This window comes from Streptomyces sp. NPDC013157, from assembly GCF_042899865.1.
GTDB lineage: Bacteria > Actinomycetota > Actinomycetes > Streptomycetales > Streptomycetaceae > Streptomyces.
In genome coordinates, this window is sequence record NZ_JBIBAK010000014.1 from 19,408 (window position 1) to 34,476 (window position 15,069).

The window sequence follows — 15,069 nt, forward strand, 5'->3', positions numbered from 1 at the left end:
CTTCACGGTCGCTTCTGCGGTCCTCTTCTCCGCCGCCTACGGCCCACCGTCGAAGAAGCCGGACTTCAGGTCCCGGATGATGGCGTCGAGTGGGTGCCCGCTGACGACGAACGGTCCGTTCCAGGGCGCGCTGAGTGCGAAGAGCAACGCCAGGCTCAGCCCGACCACGCTCGCAACCCCGACGATGAGCAGCGAGGTTCGCAGACTGCTGCGGAAGACCAGTGCGCCGGAGTTCACGATCAAGGCCACCCCGCTGACCACGAGCGTGACGACGTAGAGAGCGGGAACCTCGCGTGAGGCGGCCGCGACGCGGGCGCGACGGCTACTGGTGACACCGTCCAGGGAAACCACCAGCTCCGTACCCGTCGCCGTTCCCACACCGGGCCTGGCCGCCTCGGCGCGGACCCTGCGCTCCAGCCGTGCGATCGATCGAGCGGTGGCCGGGTCGTCGCCGGACGCCGCTGCCGTGCCCTCCCACTCCCTGGCACGCGTGGTCCGCAAGTAGTCCAGCAGTGCCGCGTGGATCGGCTCCGACTGGACCTGCGGACTGGTCGCCGCCCATGCCAGGCGGGAGGCCGCGGCCGCCTCATCGCTCACCAACCCCTCGGCCGCGCGCAGGTAGCCGGCCTCGCTGGCCAGTGAGAGTGCCGCAAAGATCGCGAAGGCGGCGCCGAGCGTCGGCATCAGGGGTGTGGCGATCTGCGGCACCCGGTCCCGTTCACCGACCGGTACGAGCGCCCGGACGCCGACCCGCGCCACCGCCGCAACCAGGAGGGCGAGCAGGAGTCCGCCCGCAACCAGCACCACCGCCGGCAGCGAGGTCAACCAGTCCACCACATCACCTCCAGCGAGTTCCCGCGAGCGCTCCACGGCGACGCGACATCGGGCCTCGCGACCTGGAGCTCCTGGTCGATAACTTTCAATGAGCGATCACATGATCACAGGTCGAGGACCCCAGAAGCTCGCGACGCCCGGCAGGGCATCTCTTTCGGCCCAAGGCACCACTCACACCATGGGTGTGGATCCGGTGGGCCTTGCGGCCAGCGGGCGGCAGACCGATACGTTCACGGTCGCCGCGTACGGCGAACTTCACGATGACGGCCTGGTCCCGGCGCGCGAGGATCTCGACGAGTACTGGTGAACCCGGTTATGCGCACGTGCGGAATGGTTGATGTTCTGTGAGGTTGCCAAGCGGATCCGACCACCGCCAAGACCACTCCGATGTACGGCCTCATCGCGGTCGCACTGTCTCACCAGTCGCTGGTTCAGCGTCGCTTTCCAGTCTCGGGGGCGGTGGCGCTCTGGCTGGCGCGGCGCATGGCCTCGTACAGCGCAGCGTCTTCCGGCGGGTCCGGCAGCGGGCCGCGGGCCGGGGCCTGGAAGGACTGGATCATCCAGGCGACCAGGCGGCGCCAGGCGTCCGGGGCGGCATCGGCAGTGGCGCTGAGGACTCCGGCGTTGGCCATCAGTAGCAGCACGAGATCGCGGCTGGTGAAGTCCTCGCGCAGCTGCCCGCTGTTCTTGGCGCGGCCGATGAGTTCGAGGAAGCCCTCGTATGCCTGAGCGTGGTATGTCTCCAGCTCCGGAACGCCCGGGAAGTTCATGGTCAGGATGTCGGCGAAGCCGCGGTCGGCGGCCTGCATCGCGCAGACGTCCTGGATGTAGCCGGTGAAGCCGTGCCACGGGTCCGGATCGGCCAGGGCTGCGTCGGTGGCCTGCGCGTACGCCTTCATGCGGTCGGCGAAGACCGCGGCGAGCAGGTCCTCCTTGCGGGGGAAGTGGCGGAAGAGGGTGGCGATCCCGACGCCGGTCTCCCGTGCGACCGAGGCCATCGACGCGTTCAGCCCGTCGCGCCCGAAGACCGTGCGCGCGGCGGCGATGATCCGCCCCCGGTTGCGCTCTGCGTCGATGCGCTTGGACTGACCTGCGGAAACAGTCGCGTCGGCGCTGGCTTCGGTGTGCGGGTCTCGGGGGCTCATGACGCCAGACTAGCAAACCGGAATGCCTTATCCGATTCTCGTGTTACGGTGAGCAGCGAACCGGATAGAGCTTTCCGGAAATGAAACGGATAGCCCTATCCACCACCCCTCCAGGGAAAGGCTCTCTCATGCCCACCATCGCCATCGTCGGTGCCGGCCCTCAGCTCGGTCTCGCCATTGCCCGCACCTACGGCACTCACGGCTACGACGTCGCACTGATCGCCCGCAACCGGGCCAAGCTCGAAGTCCTTGCCGGCGAGCTGGCCGCCGAGGGCATCACCGCCGCCGCCTTCCCCGCCGACGTCCTCGACCGCCCCGCCCTCACCCAGGCACTCAAGAACGCAGCTACGCACTTCGGCGGCATCGACGTCCTGGAGTACTCCCCGGTCGGCGGCCTCCAGACCGTCATGACCACCCCGGGCGCCACCAAGCCGGCCGACGTGCAGCACGAGATGGAGTTCCAGCTCTACGGAGCGATCGACGCCACCCGTGCGGTGCTGCCCGCCATGCGGGAGGCCGGTGCGGGCACCCTGCTGTTCACCACCGGCGCCGGCTCCGTCGACCCCGTGCCGCAGGTCGCCAACGTCAACGCCGCCGCCGCGGCGCTGCGCAACTGGGTGATCAACTTGCACAAGGAGCTGGACGGCACCGGTGTCCAGGCGGCGCACGTCGCCATCAACGTGTCGATCGGCACGCCGGCGATCCCCGGATTCCCGACCGCCCAGCCCGAGGAGATCTCCCCGGTCTACTGGGACCTGCACACCACCAAGCGCGACCAGGCCGAACTCGTCTTCAGTCTCTGAAGCCCATCAGCCACCCGTCCTCATGGCCTCCCGGTATCTACGCCGCGCACTTCGTCATCAACACCTGGCCCGGGGGGCGACCCCGAAAGCATTCCCTCGGGGCCGCCCCCGAGCAAGTCGCGCACCTTTCCCCGGACCCGCCCGAGGTGCGCGAGCCGATGTCGCAGCTGTCGGCATTCAAGCGCCTGGGTGAGCCGGAGGAGGTCGCCGACGTGGTGGTCTTCCTTGCCACCGACCGGGTGCGGTGGATCACCGGTGCATCCCTCGACGCCACCGGCGGCAGCCTCCTCGGCTAGCCGCCCGCTCCGTCCCGTTCCCCTCCTCGCTCTCGTCCCGAAGGACTCCACCTCTCATGAGCATCTTCCTGTGGATCGTGCAGGCCGTACTGGCCGTCTTGTTCGCCATGGCCGGTGTCATGAAATCCACCCAGCCCAAGGACAAGCTCGTCGAGAAGCTGCCCTGGGTGGGCGACTTCTCGCCCGGCGCCGTCCGGTTCATCGGCATCGTGGAGTTGGTCGGCGCCCTCGGGCTGATCCTGCCCGCGACCACCGGCATCGCCACCGCCCTGACGCCACTGGCCGCTGTCGGCCTTGGCATAACGATGCTGCTGGCCGCGGCCTATCACGCGCGCAAGAAGGAACTCCCCGCGATCGGCCTCAACGCCGTCCTGCTGATCCTCGCCGCGCTGGTGGCCTGGGGACGCTTCGGCCCGTACAGCTTCTGAAACCGCCACCCCTCTACCGCAGCTGCTGAACGAAGGCCATCAGGCCACCGCCCCGGTCCGGCTTCTTCGGGCGTGACCCTGTCAGCTCCGCCGTGACCGGCGAGGACGCTGCCGTCTTCCTGCTGTCCGCGTGACCGCTCTCGCGGTCCGGCTTGTGTCCCACCCGGTCGATTCGAAGGAACCAGCATGCCGAGAATGTCGTTCAACGAGGCGTCCCGCACGTGCCTCACCACGAAGTACGCCACGTTTTCCGGTCGCGCCCGGCGGTCGGAGTACTGGTGGTACTCAGTGCTGTACGTGATGGCCACTGCCGTGATCGGAGGGATCGGCTGGGCAGCAGAGGCCCCGCTGCTGAGCGTCCTCCTGCTGCCGTTCATCGTGCCGATGCTGTCCGTCTCCGTCCGCCGGTTGCACGACACAGGCAGGACCGGCTGGAGGATGCTCATCGCTCTGATCCCGGTCGTCGGCCCCGTCCTCTACCTCGTGGGCATGACCGTGGACAGCGTTCCAGGTGCCAATCAGTACGGCCCGTCCCCCAAGGCAGACCATTGAGCGGGCCGCGGCTGAAATTCCTGTCCGAGGAACCCCTTTTGACGCTGACCCAGCAGGAGCAGGACACGCTACAGGACCTGGTGCAGCGAGCCCTCTCCCGCCAGCCATGATCGCGATCAGTGCCCTCGCCGGACCAGAGGTGTCGGTCAACCCTTGCTCAGCGCTTGCTCAGCGTGTTTGGACTTGACGCAGACGTCACGGTCGTACGCCCACGCACAGGGGGAAGACGCGCCGGTCCGTCTTTGATCGAGCCCGCGCCCGCCCCACGAGGGGCCCGCGGTGAGAGGAACACCGGCGGTTGGGACGACGGGGCGTGTTGCCGGCGTCAGCCGGAAGGGCAAGGTTTGTTCGGCTGGCTGTCGCTGCTACGGCCTCTGCTGATGTCGGCGGCGTACTCCGTTCGTGCACTGCCGACGGCGTCGGCCATTGGGTGGCGGCCCTTATACCGACGCCGAGGACTTGGCTGAGAACGGCGGGTGGCATCTGGGCGGCGAGGTCCTTCAGGGCGCTGTTGCGGCCGCGTCGGGAGGGCAGGCCGTAGGCGGTGAGGCGGGAGCGGAGGTGGGCCGTGCCGCGCGGGCGACCTGGGAAGAAGCCGGGCAGGAGCCAGGGCTGTTCGGCCCGGCCGAGGCCGGGAGGGCCCTCGCGGTCTTCGGCCAGAGCGAGCAGGAGCCGGTGGCGGTCCTCGACCTCGCAGTACCGGCGGTACCGGATGCGGCCGTTGCAGCCGTCGGCGGTGTGGATCAGGTGCAGGGGGGTGCCGCCGTGCTCGGCGGCACTGCTCACCGTGAGGGGGATGATGAGTATCCGGAACACGATGTGTCCGCTCCAGATAGGCGTCGTCCTGTCGCCCTTCGCCACCCTCACCCTTCGTGACCTGCGCATTCATGCTAGGTCTGTCATTGGAGGGCGTCTGGCTGGGAGCCGACGGCGGTCCGCGGTCCGGCTGGGTGGGGCGTTGCGGCCGGGCCGGCTCAAGTCGGCGATGCCCAACGCGGTGTCCGGGCGGCAGATCGGGCAGGCCGGCCGCGCTCTTCCCCGGCCTGCCGCTGCCGCAGGCCGGCCGCGTGGCGATCGATGCGGTCCACCCCGCATGGCATGCCAGACACGGATTCTGTGGAATCAAGATTGTCAAGGTTGCCTGGTGTCGGTCGGCGGAAGGCGCTAGCAGCGGACGCCGTGTTCGTGGTGGCCTTCGGCGGGGACGCGGCACCACGGGCGGCCTGAGCTCCGGTCTCGTCGTCGCCGCGGCCCGGCTCCCGGCGGCGTCCTGGCCCTCGCGGTCCTGCCGGTGGCAGCCCTCACCGCGTACCGCCAGTGGGCCTTTAGCACACCCAGGTGTGAGGTGGTTGTGTGCGTGTTCGGTCTTTCCTTAATTCTCTGAGAAATTTTCTACAACCATCCGGCTCAGATGTCCGTCTGGTTAACACAAGGGTATGTAGAGGTTGATGTAGAGGAGCTCAGAACGTGACCGTGCGTTCCTTTGCCCGGCGGATGCGACCGCGAGTCGAGCGGAAGGCCGCCGAGAAGGTCTGGCAGCTGCGCACCATGCGGCGGCGCCGCATGGCGGCGGTCACGGACCCGGTGCTCCGCCCGGTGGCGGTGCGCGGCCAGCAGCTCTACGGACGGGTCGTGACCCGGTTCAGCGCCGCCGAGGCGGCCGCCGCCAACCTCGGACTGGTCCTCGCCGCGCTGGAGCAGGACGGCATCCCCTACTTCCTGGTGCCGGCCTCGCGCACGCGCCACACGGTCGGTGTGAATGCCGTGGACCGGGAGCGTCTCCTCACCGCCCTGGAGGCGCAGAACGCGGGGAAGGCGGTGTTCATCGGCAGACCGCTGCCCGGCGGAAAGCTCAGGCACCCGGCCCTGTTCATGGACGGTGTCCTGCCGGCCGCGCTGCGTACGGCCCCGGTCCTGCGGATCGGGGAGAACCACCTGGGCCCCGCGGGCCAGCTGCTCGCCGGCCCGGAACTCGCCTGCGACGTCGAGTTCTGGGAGGACGGGGCACAGCTCCTCGCCTCCGCCGCAGGGCCCCGGCGCCTGGCCTCGGTCCAGCCGCAGGCCTGCGAGGACGTCTTCGCCGAGTCCCTCGTCGCACCCCGGAACAACGGCATCACGGACGTACTGCCGGCGTCCGAGCAGACACCGGCCGTGGTCCGGATCGGCGACCGGGAGCTGCCGAGCTTCGCCGCGCTCACCCTGCCGACCGTGAACGACGTGACCTTCCCCGTCGACGTCGTCTACACCTGGGTGGACGGCGAGGAGCCGGAGATGCGGGCCAAGCGCGCCCGCTACCAGGAGCACGGCACCGCCGAGATCCTGGACAAGGAGACCAACGCCTCCCGCTACACCAGCCACGACGAGCTGAAGTACTCACTGCGCTCGCTCGCCATGTACGCCGACTTCGTCCGCCACATCTACCTCGTGACCGACGGCCAGAAGCCGCACTGGCTCGACGACACGGCCCCGGGGATCACGGTCGTCGACCACCGCGACATCTTCCCGGCGGACGTCCTGCCGGTGTTCAACTCGCACGCGATCGAGACCCGGCTGCACCACATCCCCGGCCTGTCGGACCACTACCTCTACTTCAACGACGACGTGTTCGTCGGCCGCCGGGTCACCGCGGAGCACTTCTTCCACGGCAGCGGTCTGATGAAGATCCCGGTGTCCCCGCTCAAGATCGGGATCGGCAAGCCGCACGCCGAGGAGACCGCCACCAACTCCGCGAGCAAGAACGTCCGCCGACTGCTGCTGGAGAAGTTCGGGCGGATGACCACGAACAACTTCATGCACACCCCGCTGCCGCAGCAGCGCGAGACCCTGCGGGACCTGGAGGACCTCTTCCCGCAGGACATCGGCCGCACCACGGCGTCCCGCTTCCGCTCGCCGCAGGACATCGCTGTGACGGCCCCGCTGCTCTACCAGTACGCGCTGATGACCGGCCGCGGTGTGCCGGGCCGGTTCGGCTTCCGGTACGTCAACATCAGCCGTCCGGACGCCGAGGCCCGCCTGGCCGACCTGCGCCGCACCCGCCGCTTCGACTTCTTCTGCCTCAACGACGTCGACGTGCCGCCGGAGGAGCGGGAGCGGGTCGGCCTGCGGATGCACGAGTTCCTGGAGGACTACTTCCCCTTCGCGAGCCCCTTCGAGAAGCCCTTCGAGAAGCAGAACTGACGGGGGCTGGGGGGCATGGACATCCGTCACCGCTTCACGTTCACGGCGCCCGCCGGCCTGCGCGCCGCCCGGGACCTTCTGGCGCACCTGTGCGCCTGGCTGTCGGCCAGGCTCTGGGCGCTGCGCACGACCCGGGCCCGACGACGCCTGCGCGCCGCCGTCCCCGGGCGCGGGATCACCTTCGGACCGACGCGGCTGTACGGCCGTACGGTCGACGCCTACACGGCCGCGGACGCCGCCGAAGCCGATCTCGAACGGGTCTGCACCCTCCTGGAAGGGCTGCACGTCCCGTACTTCCTGGTCCCCTCCGACCACGGACACGGCGCGCCGCGGCAGGCCGTCGGCGTCGAGGAGACCTACCGCGACGCGATCCTCGCCCGGGCCGCCCAGCGCTTCGCCGGCACCGCCGGGTACGTCGGCGCCGTCGGACCGGGCGGCGCCGTGACGAGCGCGGTGCTGTGGGCCGACGGCAGGCTGCCCCGGGCGCTGCGGCGGGCCGCCGTACTCCGCACCGGCGTGGTGCGCCTCGGCCCGGCAGGGCAGGTGCTCAGCGGCCTGGAGACGGGGTGCGACATCGAGTTCTGGCGGCACGGCCGGGACCTCGGCGCCCCCTCGGACTCAGCCGGGGGCAGCGCCGGCGGCACCGATCCCGCCTGGCTCACCGTGCCCGGCAGCCGGCTGCCGGACGTCTTCGGGCCGGCGCTCGTCGCCCCGCGCCGCAACCCCGTGGCGGAAGTGCTCCCGGTGACGGCGCGGCAACCGGCGGCGGTGGCGGTTCGCCGCCGCACCGTCCCGACGTTCGCCCCGTTCGCCGAGCCCGGCATCGACGAGGTGCTGTTCCCCGTCGACGCCGTGTACACCTGGGTGGACGGGGACGACCCGGCGATGGCCGCGAAGCGCCGGGCCCACCAGGAACTCTCCGACAACGTCATCGCTCCGCGCGAGACCGGCGCCTCCCGCTACACCAGCCATGACGAACTGAAGTACGCGCTGCGCTCGCTGGAGATGTACGCCGGGTTCGTCCGGCACGTCTACCTGGTCACCGACTCCCAGATCCCGTCCTGGCTGGACCCGCAGGCGGAAGGCCTGACGGTGATCGACCACCGGGAGATCCTCCCGCCCGACGCGCTCCCGGTCTTCAACTCGCACGCGATAGAGAGCCGCCTGCACCACATCCCGGGCCTGCCGGAGCACTACCTCTACTTCAACGACGACGTCCTGATCAACCGCCCGGTACACCCCGAGCACTTCTTCCACGGCAACGGCATCGCCCGCATCCCCCTGTCTCCCCTGAAACTCGGCGTAGGCGCCCCGCACCCACTCGAACCCGCCCCGAACTCCGCCGGCAAGAACGCCCGCGAGGTGATCAGGCGCTTCCACGGCAGACACATCACGCACAAGTCGCTGCACACCCCGCACCCCCAACTGCTGTCCGTGATGCGCGAGATGGAGAGCCTGGGAATCAAGGAACTCGAACGGACGCCCTATTCCCGTTTCCGCTCCACCTCCGACGTCGCTCCGGCATCCACGCTCCACCACCACTGGGCGATGGCAACGGGCCGGGCCGTCCCCGCCGACTACCGCTTCCGCTACGTCCAGCTGGGCACACCGGACATGCACCGCCGCCTGGCCCGCCTCGCGGCCGGCGAGGACATCGACTTCTTCTGCCTCAACGACGTGGACACGCCCCCGGAAGCCAGACCGGCAGCCCAGGCCGCCATCCGCAGGTTCCTGGACCGCAAATACCCCTTCCCGAGCCACTACGAAAGAGCCCCCCGCACCAGCACCCGCCCCATCACACCGCTCACGACGAGAATCCCGTCCCAGCCCACACGGGAGGAAGCACAGCGCCGCGAGACGTAGACGGCCCAAGGCGGACCGGGCAGCGAAACAGCACCGTGAGTGCGTGCGTACACCCCGGTGGGCGGTGCTGGCCCGGCTCGTCTACGGCGTCGACGGCCCGCAATCCATCACCGCGTCCACTGCGGCCGGCCGCCGACGCCGCGCATGATTGCTGGCCGCCGTCGCCGCCGGCCGGTACCAGGTCCTTGCCGGGCAGGCGCGCAGCCTCGGCCTGCCCCGGCCCACCGGTCACTTCGCCCACGTCAGCAAAGCCGACGGCACGCGCGGGCCGTGGCGGTCGCAGCTGACGGAAGGGAACTGGCCGGAGAACTACGCACCCTGCAAGGCGCCGTGTACTGCTTCGTCGCCGCGCTGAGCATGATGCGCGACTCCGAGATCCAGGAGATCGGCCGCGGCGCGGTGACCGTGCACTGCGGCTCGCCCGCGGTGCGCTCCCCCCTGAGGGCGGCTGTGTGGTGGGCGGGGCGCAGGATCCCACGGTGTCCCCCGCCTCGCGGCGCAGGGGTGCCACTCCTGCCATCGCGACCGAGGACTTGCCACAGCCGGAAGGGCCCACCAGGGTGGTCCACCGCTGTTCCGCCACCACCTGTGCGATCCGGTCGTTGTCGGCGTCCCGGCCGAAGAACGCTGCAGCGTGCACCTCTTCGAACGGTTCGAGGCTGCGAAACGGCGAGGGAGGACGCGCCAAGTCTGCCAGCGGGGGCCAGGCCGCGACCAGTTCACCGATGGGAATCATGAAGCCGACCGCCGGCTCGCCCAGTTCGGCTTTGGCTATCATCCCGATCACAGCGCCGAGATTCTGGTCCCATACGGGGCTGCCGCTGAAGCCTCGTGAGACGCGATAGCCGTTTCCGGCTCGATCGACCTGAATCTGGCCGTCGGCCTGCCGCCCGCGCAGGACGCCCTCGTGCCAAACTCCCTGCCCACGTCCCTCGTGTCCGGGAAGAACGTGCCGCCGGCCTCGCCCGACGCCCTCATCACTCCCCGCTGGACGGCTCGGGGACAGGGCCATCCGCTGCGGGCTTCTTCCAGGTGAGCGTGACCTTGAAGTTGGCCGCCGCCGCGGTGGTCGACACCACGACATCAGCCTGGGCGGGCTGAGGACGGCCCCGGCTCCCGTCGGCAGGTGCCCCCAGTTCCTCGCCCTCACCAGGCGAGACCACCGCAGGTCAGTCGTGACGGAACCCGCCGAATCCGCCACCGTGGTCACCCGGCCCACCGTGATCGTGGTCACCCGGCCCACCGTGATCGTGACCGTCACCGCGGTCGTGGTCGTGGTCGCCGCCCGGGCCGCCCGGGCCGCCCGGCCTCGGCGGGAGTTCGACGGTGTCGCAGTAGATCACCGGCCCCGGCGTCGTGAGCGAAATGGGGACGTCGGGGCGGATTCCCTCGGTTTCGAGGACCAGCACCCGCAGCGGCCCACGCCGTCCGGGCGGTAGCGGGATCTGGCCCGTGTAGAAGGGCGTGTGGGAGGACTCCGCGTCCACCGAGGTGAGTTGGATGGTGGTGTCGTCGAGGGTCACCCAGCCAAGGTCGTCGTCGTCGACCAGACGGTTGCGGCGTTGCAGCGTGGCGGTGATGCGTGGCGACAGGGAGCCGGTGGGGTCCCAGGAAGGTCCGCTGACGCTGACCGTCAACGGATCGCCGAGCGTGACCCGCAACTCGCGGTCGGGCAGGGTGCGCACCAGGTCGGCGAGGACGGTCTTGGAGATCTCGGCGCCGGGAACGGATTCCGGCTGGTAGCGGACGAGGGCGAGCCGCACGAAGGGAAGACACGTGTCCCCGGTGTCCAGATCCAGGTCACAGAACCAGCGGCCGGCCTTGTCCGGGTCATCGCCGGGCTTCGGAACGGCCTTCTCGAACTGTGGGGCGAAGCCGACGACCAGTACGGGGAGTTCGATCGAGGGGGGATCGAGAGGGAGCGGCTTCGGGGTCCGCTGCACCGCGTTGGTGAACATCTCCGGGGTCGGGGACACGACCGGTGCGGAACGGTGGATGGGGTCGCGACCCATCAGGGTGACCCAGGCATCCCGTACGGACGTGGGGTCGCCTCCCGGCGGTTCGCCGAGAACCACGCCGAGCAGTTCGCCGTCTCCGGAGGAGTACCAGGGGCGGTCCAGGTAGACCCGGATCCCGCGACCGTGCCGACGGTGGACGATGACGCCGGGCGGTCCTTGGACCTCCTCCAGGGTGAGGGTGGGCACGCAGTACTGCAGTCGCGGCGCCGTGGGGCGTGCACTGCTCGGTACGGAGTGTTCCTGCGGCCGCCCCGCCACGGTCAGCACGTTCTTGCCCGGCGTGGCGAACTCCGCCGGGAAGTAGTCGGCGAACTTGCTGCTGGCCATCGGGTGGTAGCGCACCGCCCGGTGTTTGGTGTCGCCGAACTCGTGCTTACCGGGGTTGGGTGGGCCGGGGTGCTTGTCCGGGTCCGCCAACGCATCCGCGGCGTCAGCCTTCGCCTTCTTCTCCGCCGCCTCGGTATTGAAGGTCAGGACGTCGGCCCGGAGGAGGGCGGGTTCGGCGCCCGGGTCGCCCGTCTGGCTCGCCGCCCACGCCGTCAACAGGCCGAAGACCGGGGCGGTCATCTCGCGGGTGTCGCGGCCCTCGCGGCCGGCGTCCCGCACCTCGGTCCACTCGGCTATCAGGTCGACCCGGTCCGTACTGGCCTCGTCCAGTGCGATGGCCCCGGAGAGGTGTTCCGCGGTCGCTCCGAGGGGACGCAGGGTCGTCGGCGGCACCGGCTGCACGAGGCTCAACACCGGGGTCTTCAAGGGCAGTTGGACCGCGTGGACCAGTGTCAGTTCCTGCCAGGGGGTGAACATCCAGTGCCGACTGGCGGCGGCCAGTGCCAGCACGTCGTCGGTCCGCCGCGCTGCCGCCGCCCTCCTCGCCGCACCTTCCCCCTCACCCTCCCCCGCGAGCCTCGGTGCCGATTCCTGCCGCTTCCGGCACCAGCCGGCCACGCCCATGATGTGCTCGTCGAAGTCGATCCTGGAACACACCCGGACGGTCGCCACGGCGCCCTTCGGCAGCGAGACGGTCAGCACCCGGGACGCCTCGTCGAAGCGCGGCGGCGCGGTGCCCTCGGCCAGCCGCAGCCTGAGGGAGCGCGGGCGGTGCCAGGCGTCGCCGTCCCAGGGGACCGGGAAGGGCTGCCCCTCGGGCATGCCCGGCAGGTCCAGGAAGACGGCGCCCGTGGACAACGGATCGGGGAGGTAGGGGAGTTCGATCTGCTGGCCCGTGTGCAGCACGGTGTTCGCCGGATTCTCGGGGTCCGCCGCCGGCGACTTGATCGTCTTCACTTCGACGTCCGGCTGGGACGGGTCGCTCAGCGAGCCGCTCTCCCGAACGGCCAGGTCGTAGACCGCGTTCTGTACGTTCGCGTCCGTGGATCCGATGGCCTCGTCCAGCAGCCCGTGCCACTCGATGCAGCGCAGCGACGCCTTCGGTGCCACCACATGGCGTTCGTCGGTTCCCCGGTAGGGGTCGTGGGCTCCCGACGTGACCGGCGACGACCGGTTGAAGTCCGCGGCGTACTGCTCCGCCGTCATACCGGCTCCGGTGCCGGCCGCGGTACCGGTTCCCGTGCCGGTGCTGGTGCCGTCGCTGCCGCAGTCGACGACGGCGAAGCCGCTCTTGCGGCCGAGTGCGATGAGAGTCGTACAGCCGGGTTTGCCATCGGCGTCGCTGCCCGTGAAGCCCTGGGCGCGTTGCTCGGCGGCATAGGCGGCCCTGGTCTGGTCGCCGAAGAATCCGGTCGGGCCGGCCGGGAGGGGATGTCCCTGGTCGATGAGGGCCTGCTGGACGATGCGTACCTCGTCATTGGTCATGCCGGGCTGGACATTGGCCCGGTGGACGGTGACAACCGGCGTCGTCCCCGAAGTGGCCGGCGGCGGGCCGGATCCCGGGCTGCTGCGGATCACCAGCCGGAAGTCCGAGGCGCCTTCCCCGAACCGGAACCTGGACACCACGGTGGGCGCCAGAACGGGCTCGAACCTCTGGAAGGTCAGCAGCCCCGCGTCGTCGGGGAGCAACAGGGCCTTCCGGTCCTCCAGCCTTTCGGCGGCCGTCCCGTCCCCGTCCGTTCCGTTGTCCGCCAGGTCGACCAGAGCGTCGGCCTCCGACTTGTCGAGCCCGTTGCCCGCCAGGTCGACGGTGCGCATGCGTACCCGGTACTCGTTGCCGAACCGCAGCCTGGGCAGCGTGCCGGCTCGCACATTCGGCGTGATTTCCAACGGCAGTTTCGTCTGCGCCTCGTTGTCGAGTGGCACCGGCTCGTTGGGGTGGCGGTCCTCGTCGAGCGAGCCCGCATCGGTGTCGAGCACCAGGCCCGGCCGGGGCGCGGACAGTGACCAGCCGTCCCAGGTGGCCAGTTGCTCGGGCACATAGAGGTGGTCGGGGTGCATCGCCTCAGGGGGCGGTCTCAGCAGGTGGGCCTGGAAGAAGCCTTCGTCGGAGGCCGTGAGCAGGAGCGGGCCGCCGTGCGGCTTCCGGTATTCCACCTCGCGCTCGTGCAGCGAGAACCACTGACCCCGGGTCTTGTCCCAGATGTCCAGCCGGTGGCCGCGCACCAGGTTCTCGGCGAAGAGTTCGGGGGCGGGCACTTGGTCAGCTGAGGTGTGGGGGACAGCCCCCGGATTCTGCGGGTCGGGTGTCGCACCTTGCGCCTGCTGCTGCCCGACCACCCGGGTGAACGCCGCGTCGTGCTCGGCTGCCCGGGCGAACTCCTGCCGGAGGCTTTCCATGCGCTCGTCCCTGACCAGCGCGATCCCATGGGTCCGCACCGTGGCGAGCCCGGTGGCGCCCTCGGCGGGCCCGATCATTTTGCCTGCGGCGGCGTCGATGTCGGCCGGTTCGAGAGTGAAGTTCCCCTTCAGTTCCACCAGGCCGCGGGCGGGTGGCGTCAGCGGGCCGTCGGTCGGTACCCCGGCCCGGGGGGCGAAGGCGCGGTGGTCCGGAAGGAAGACATATCGCGTGCGAGGCGACACGTCGTGCGACGCCCCCTCTCCCAGTTCGGACTTCCAGTGGGGGATGACCTTCAGGAACAGCTGCCCTGACGAGACGGGAAGCAGGTCGGCCGGAAGGCGGAAGTCCAGAACGAGTCCGAGGTGCCGCAGCAGGGTGGGGTGATCGCCGAGCCAGGTGAGCATCTGGTGGAAGTCGGGGTCGTGCTTCGCGGGTCGCGGTGGTGGCGGCGGTTCTTCGCCGCCGAGGGTGGGTGGCTGCGGCGGCATGGCGATCGTGTGGAAGCTGTGCAGGCGCTGGAGCTCCGGAGGCATCGGTGGATCCTCGTCCGCGGTGATGTCGCCGACCGCCGTGGGCACGTCCCTGGGGCCCACGTCACCGGGACCCGCGGCGCCTCCGGACCCGTCGCTCGGGGAACCGCCATCCGTTGAAACGCCGTCGATGGAGCTGCCGTTGGTTGCCCCGCCGTCCGTAGGGCCGTCACTCGGTGGCATCACCAGGTCTCTGGTGGGGGGTGGCGCCTCGGGCGAGGCCATGGCCGCTTCGGCGTATTTGTCCTTGGTGAAGGTGCTGACCTCCTTGGTGGAGTAGGTCTGGCAGATCTGGTCCGTATGCCTTTCGAAGGTGTAGGGATCGAGCGGCGTGCCGGCACCGAAGAGGGCCTGCCACAAGTGCACGTCGGGCAGCGGGCCCTGCGGCTTCAGCCCGGTGACGAAGGGCGTCGAGGGAGCGGGCGTGGTGTCGGGCTCCTCGTCCGCCTCGGTGGATGTGGAGGGCTCGACGGTGCCCTCGCCGGCGGCAAAATCAAAAGTGGCGAGTGCGATCTTTTCCGGCCAGCGGAGGAAATCGGGGAAGTGCGGGTCCAGCGTGAGGCGTTTCGTCGGGTCGGGCGGGGCAGGCCCCAGCAGCCGCGGCGCGATGAACACCGACACCTTGACCTGCGTACCGTCGGCCGTCAGCCCGGCGGGGAGAACGGTCCAGTTGATCTGCTGTTCGAAGTCCATGG

10 protein-coding genes and 1 pseudogene are annotated in these 15,069 nt (G+C 70.0%); 7 read left to right on the forward strand and 4 right to left on the reverse strand.

The window, feature by feature from the left end; all coding sequences use genetic code 11:
• Window positions 1-36: 36 nt before the first annotated feature.
• Window positions 37-834, reverse strand: a complete 798-nt coding sequence (locus ACFY6U_RS34320; RefSeq protein WP_390044500.1) for a hypothetical protein — start codon at window positions 832-834, stop codon at window positions 37-39.
• A gap of 100 nt (window positions 835-934) precedes the next feature.
• Between ACFY6U_RS34320 and ACFY6U_RS34325 the strand changes: the two genes are divergently transcribed.
• On the forward strand, window positions 935-1,141 hold the full coding sequence (locus ACFY6U_RS34325; protein ID WP_390044502.1) for a hypothetical protein: 207 nt from the start codon (window positions 935-937) through the stop codon (window positions 1,139-1,141).
• 124 nt (window positions 1,142-1,265) lie between these two features.
• Here ACFY6U_RS34325 and ACFY6U_RS34330 read toward each other — a convergent pair whose 3' ends face one another.
• Window positions 1,266-1,979 carry a TetR/AcrR family transcriptional regulator gene (locus ACFY6U_RS34330; protein ID WP_390044503.1) on the reverse strand — a complete coding sequence of 238 codons (714 nt, stop codon included), beginning with the start codon at window positions 1,977-1,979 and terminating at the stop codon, window positions 1,266-1,268.
• Window positions 1,980-2,107: 128 nt separating this feature from the next.
• Between ACFY6U_RS34330 and ACFY6U_RS34335 the strand changes: the two genes are divergently transcribed.
• The 6 genes from ACFY6U_RS34335 to ACFY6U_RS34360 all read left to right on the forward strand — a co-directional run bounded on the left by ACFY6U_RS34335 (window position 2,108) and on the right by ACFY6U_RS34360 (window position 9,098).
• The gene (locus ACFY6U_RS34335; protein WP_390044505.1) at window positions 2,108-2,782 is read left to right on the forward strand and encodes an SDR family NAD(P)-dependent oxidoreductase; all 675 of its coding nucleotides are present in this window, start codon (window positions 2,108-2,110) and stop codon (window positions 2,780-2,782) included.
• Between the two features lie 56 nt (window positions 2,783-2,838).
• Window positions 2,839-3,078, forward strand: a complete 240-nt coding sequence (locus ACFY6U_RS34340) for an SDR family oxidoreductase (protein WP_390044977.1) — start codon at window positions 2,839-2,841, stop codon at window positions 3,076-3,078.
• Window positions 3,079-3,134: 56 nt separating this feature from the next.
• Complete coding sequence (locus tag ACFY6U_RS34345) at window positions 3,135-3,506, forward strand: DoxX family protein (RefSeq protein WP_390044507.1); 372 nt, start codon at window positions 3,135-3,137, stop codon at window positions 3,504-3,506.
• A gap of 186 nt (window positions 3,507-3,692) precedes the next feature.
• Complete coding sequence (locus ACFY6U_RS34350) at window positions 3,693-4,058, forward strand: DUF805 domain-containing protein (RefSeq protein ID WP_390044509.1); 366 nt, start codon at window positions 3,693-3,695, stop codon at window positions 4,056-4,058.
• Window positions 4,059-5,525: 1,467 nt separating this feature from the next.
• On the forward strand, window positions 5,526-7,235 hold the full coding sequence (locus ACFY6U_RS34355) for a stealth family protein (protein WP_390044511.1): 1,710 nt from the start codon (window positions 5,526-5,528) through the stop codon (window positions 7,233-7,235).
• Between the two features lie 15 nt (window positions 7,236-7,250).
• Complete coding sequence (locus tag ACFY6U_RS34360; protein WP_390044512.1) at window positions 7,251-9,098, forward strand: stealth family protein; 1,848 nt, start codon at window positions 7,251-7,253, stop codon at window positions 9,096-9,098.
• A gap of 478 nt (window positions 9,099-9,576) precedes the next feature.
• Here ACFY6U_RS34360 and ACFY6U_RS34365 read toward each other — a convergent pair.
• Window positions 9,577-10,110 (reverse strand): annotated as a pseudogene (locus ACFY6U_RS34365) (serine protease); the annotation flags it as partial.
• A 157-nt stretch (window positions 10,111-10,267) separates the two neighbouring features.
• Complete coding sequence (locus ACFY6U_RS34370) at window positions 10,268-15,067, reverse strand: hypothetical protein (RefSeq protein ID WP_390044514.1); 4,800 nt, start codon at window positions 15,065-15,067, stop codon at window positions 10,268-10,270.
• Window positions 15,068-15,069 lie beyond the last annotated feature (2 nt).

Excerpts from the sequence above, each read along its gene's own strand:
- ACFY6U_RS34330 (WP_390044503.1), bottom strand. The coding sequence starts at position 1,979 with ATGAGCCCCCGAGACCCGCACACCGAAGCCAGCGCCGACGCGACTGTT.
- ACFY6U_RS34325 (WP_390044502.1), top strand. The coding sequence starts at position 935 with ATGATCACAGGTCGAGGACCCCAGAAGCTCGCGACGCCCGGCAGGGCA.
- ACFY6U_RS34370 (WP_390044514.1), bottom strand. The coding sequence starts at position 15,067 with ATGGACTTCGAACAGCAGATCAACTGGACCGTTCTCCCCGCCGGGCTG.
- ACFY6U_RS34335 (WP_390044505.1), top strand. The coding sequence starts at position 2,108 with ATGCCCACCATCGCCATCGTCGGTGCCGGCCCTCAGCTCGGTCTCGCC.
- ACFY6U_RS34350 (WP_390044509.1), top strand. The coding sequence starts at position 3,693 with ATGCCGAGAATGTCGTTCAACGAGGCGTCCCGCACGTGCCTCACCACG.
- ACFY6U_RS34360 (WP_390044512.1), top strand. The coding sequence starts at position 7,251 with ATGGACATCCGTCACCGCTTCACGTTCACGGCGCCCGCCGGCCTGCGC.
- ACFY6U_RS34345 (WP_390044507.1), top strand. The coding sequence starts at position 3,135 with ATGAGCATCTTCCTGTGGATCGTGCAGGCCGTACTGGCCGTCTTGTTC.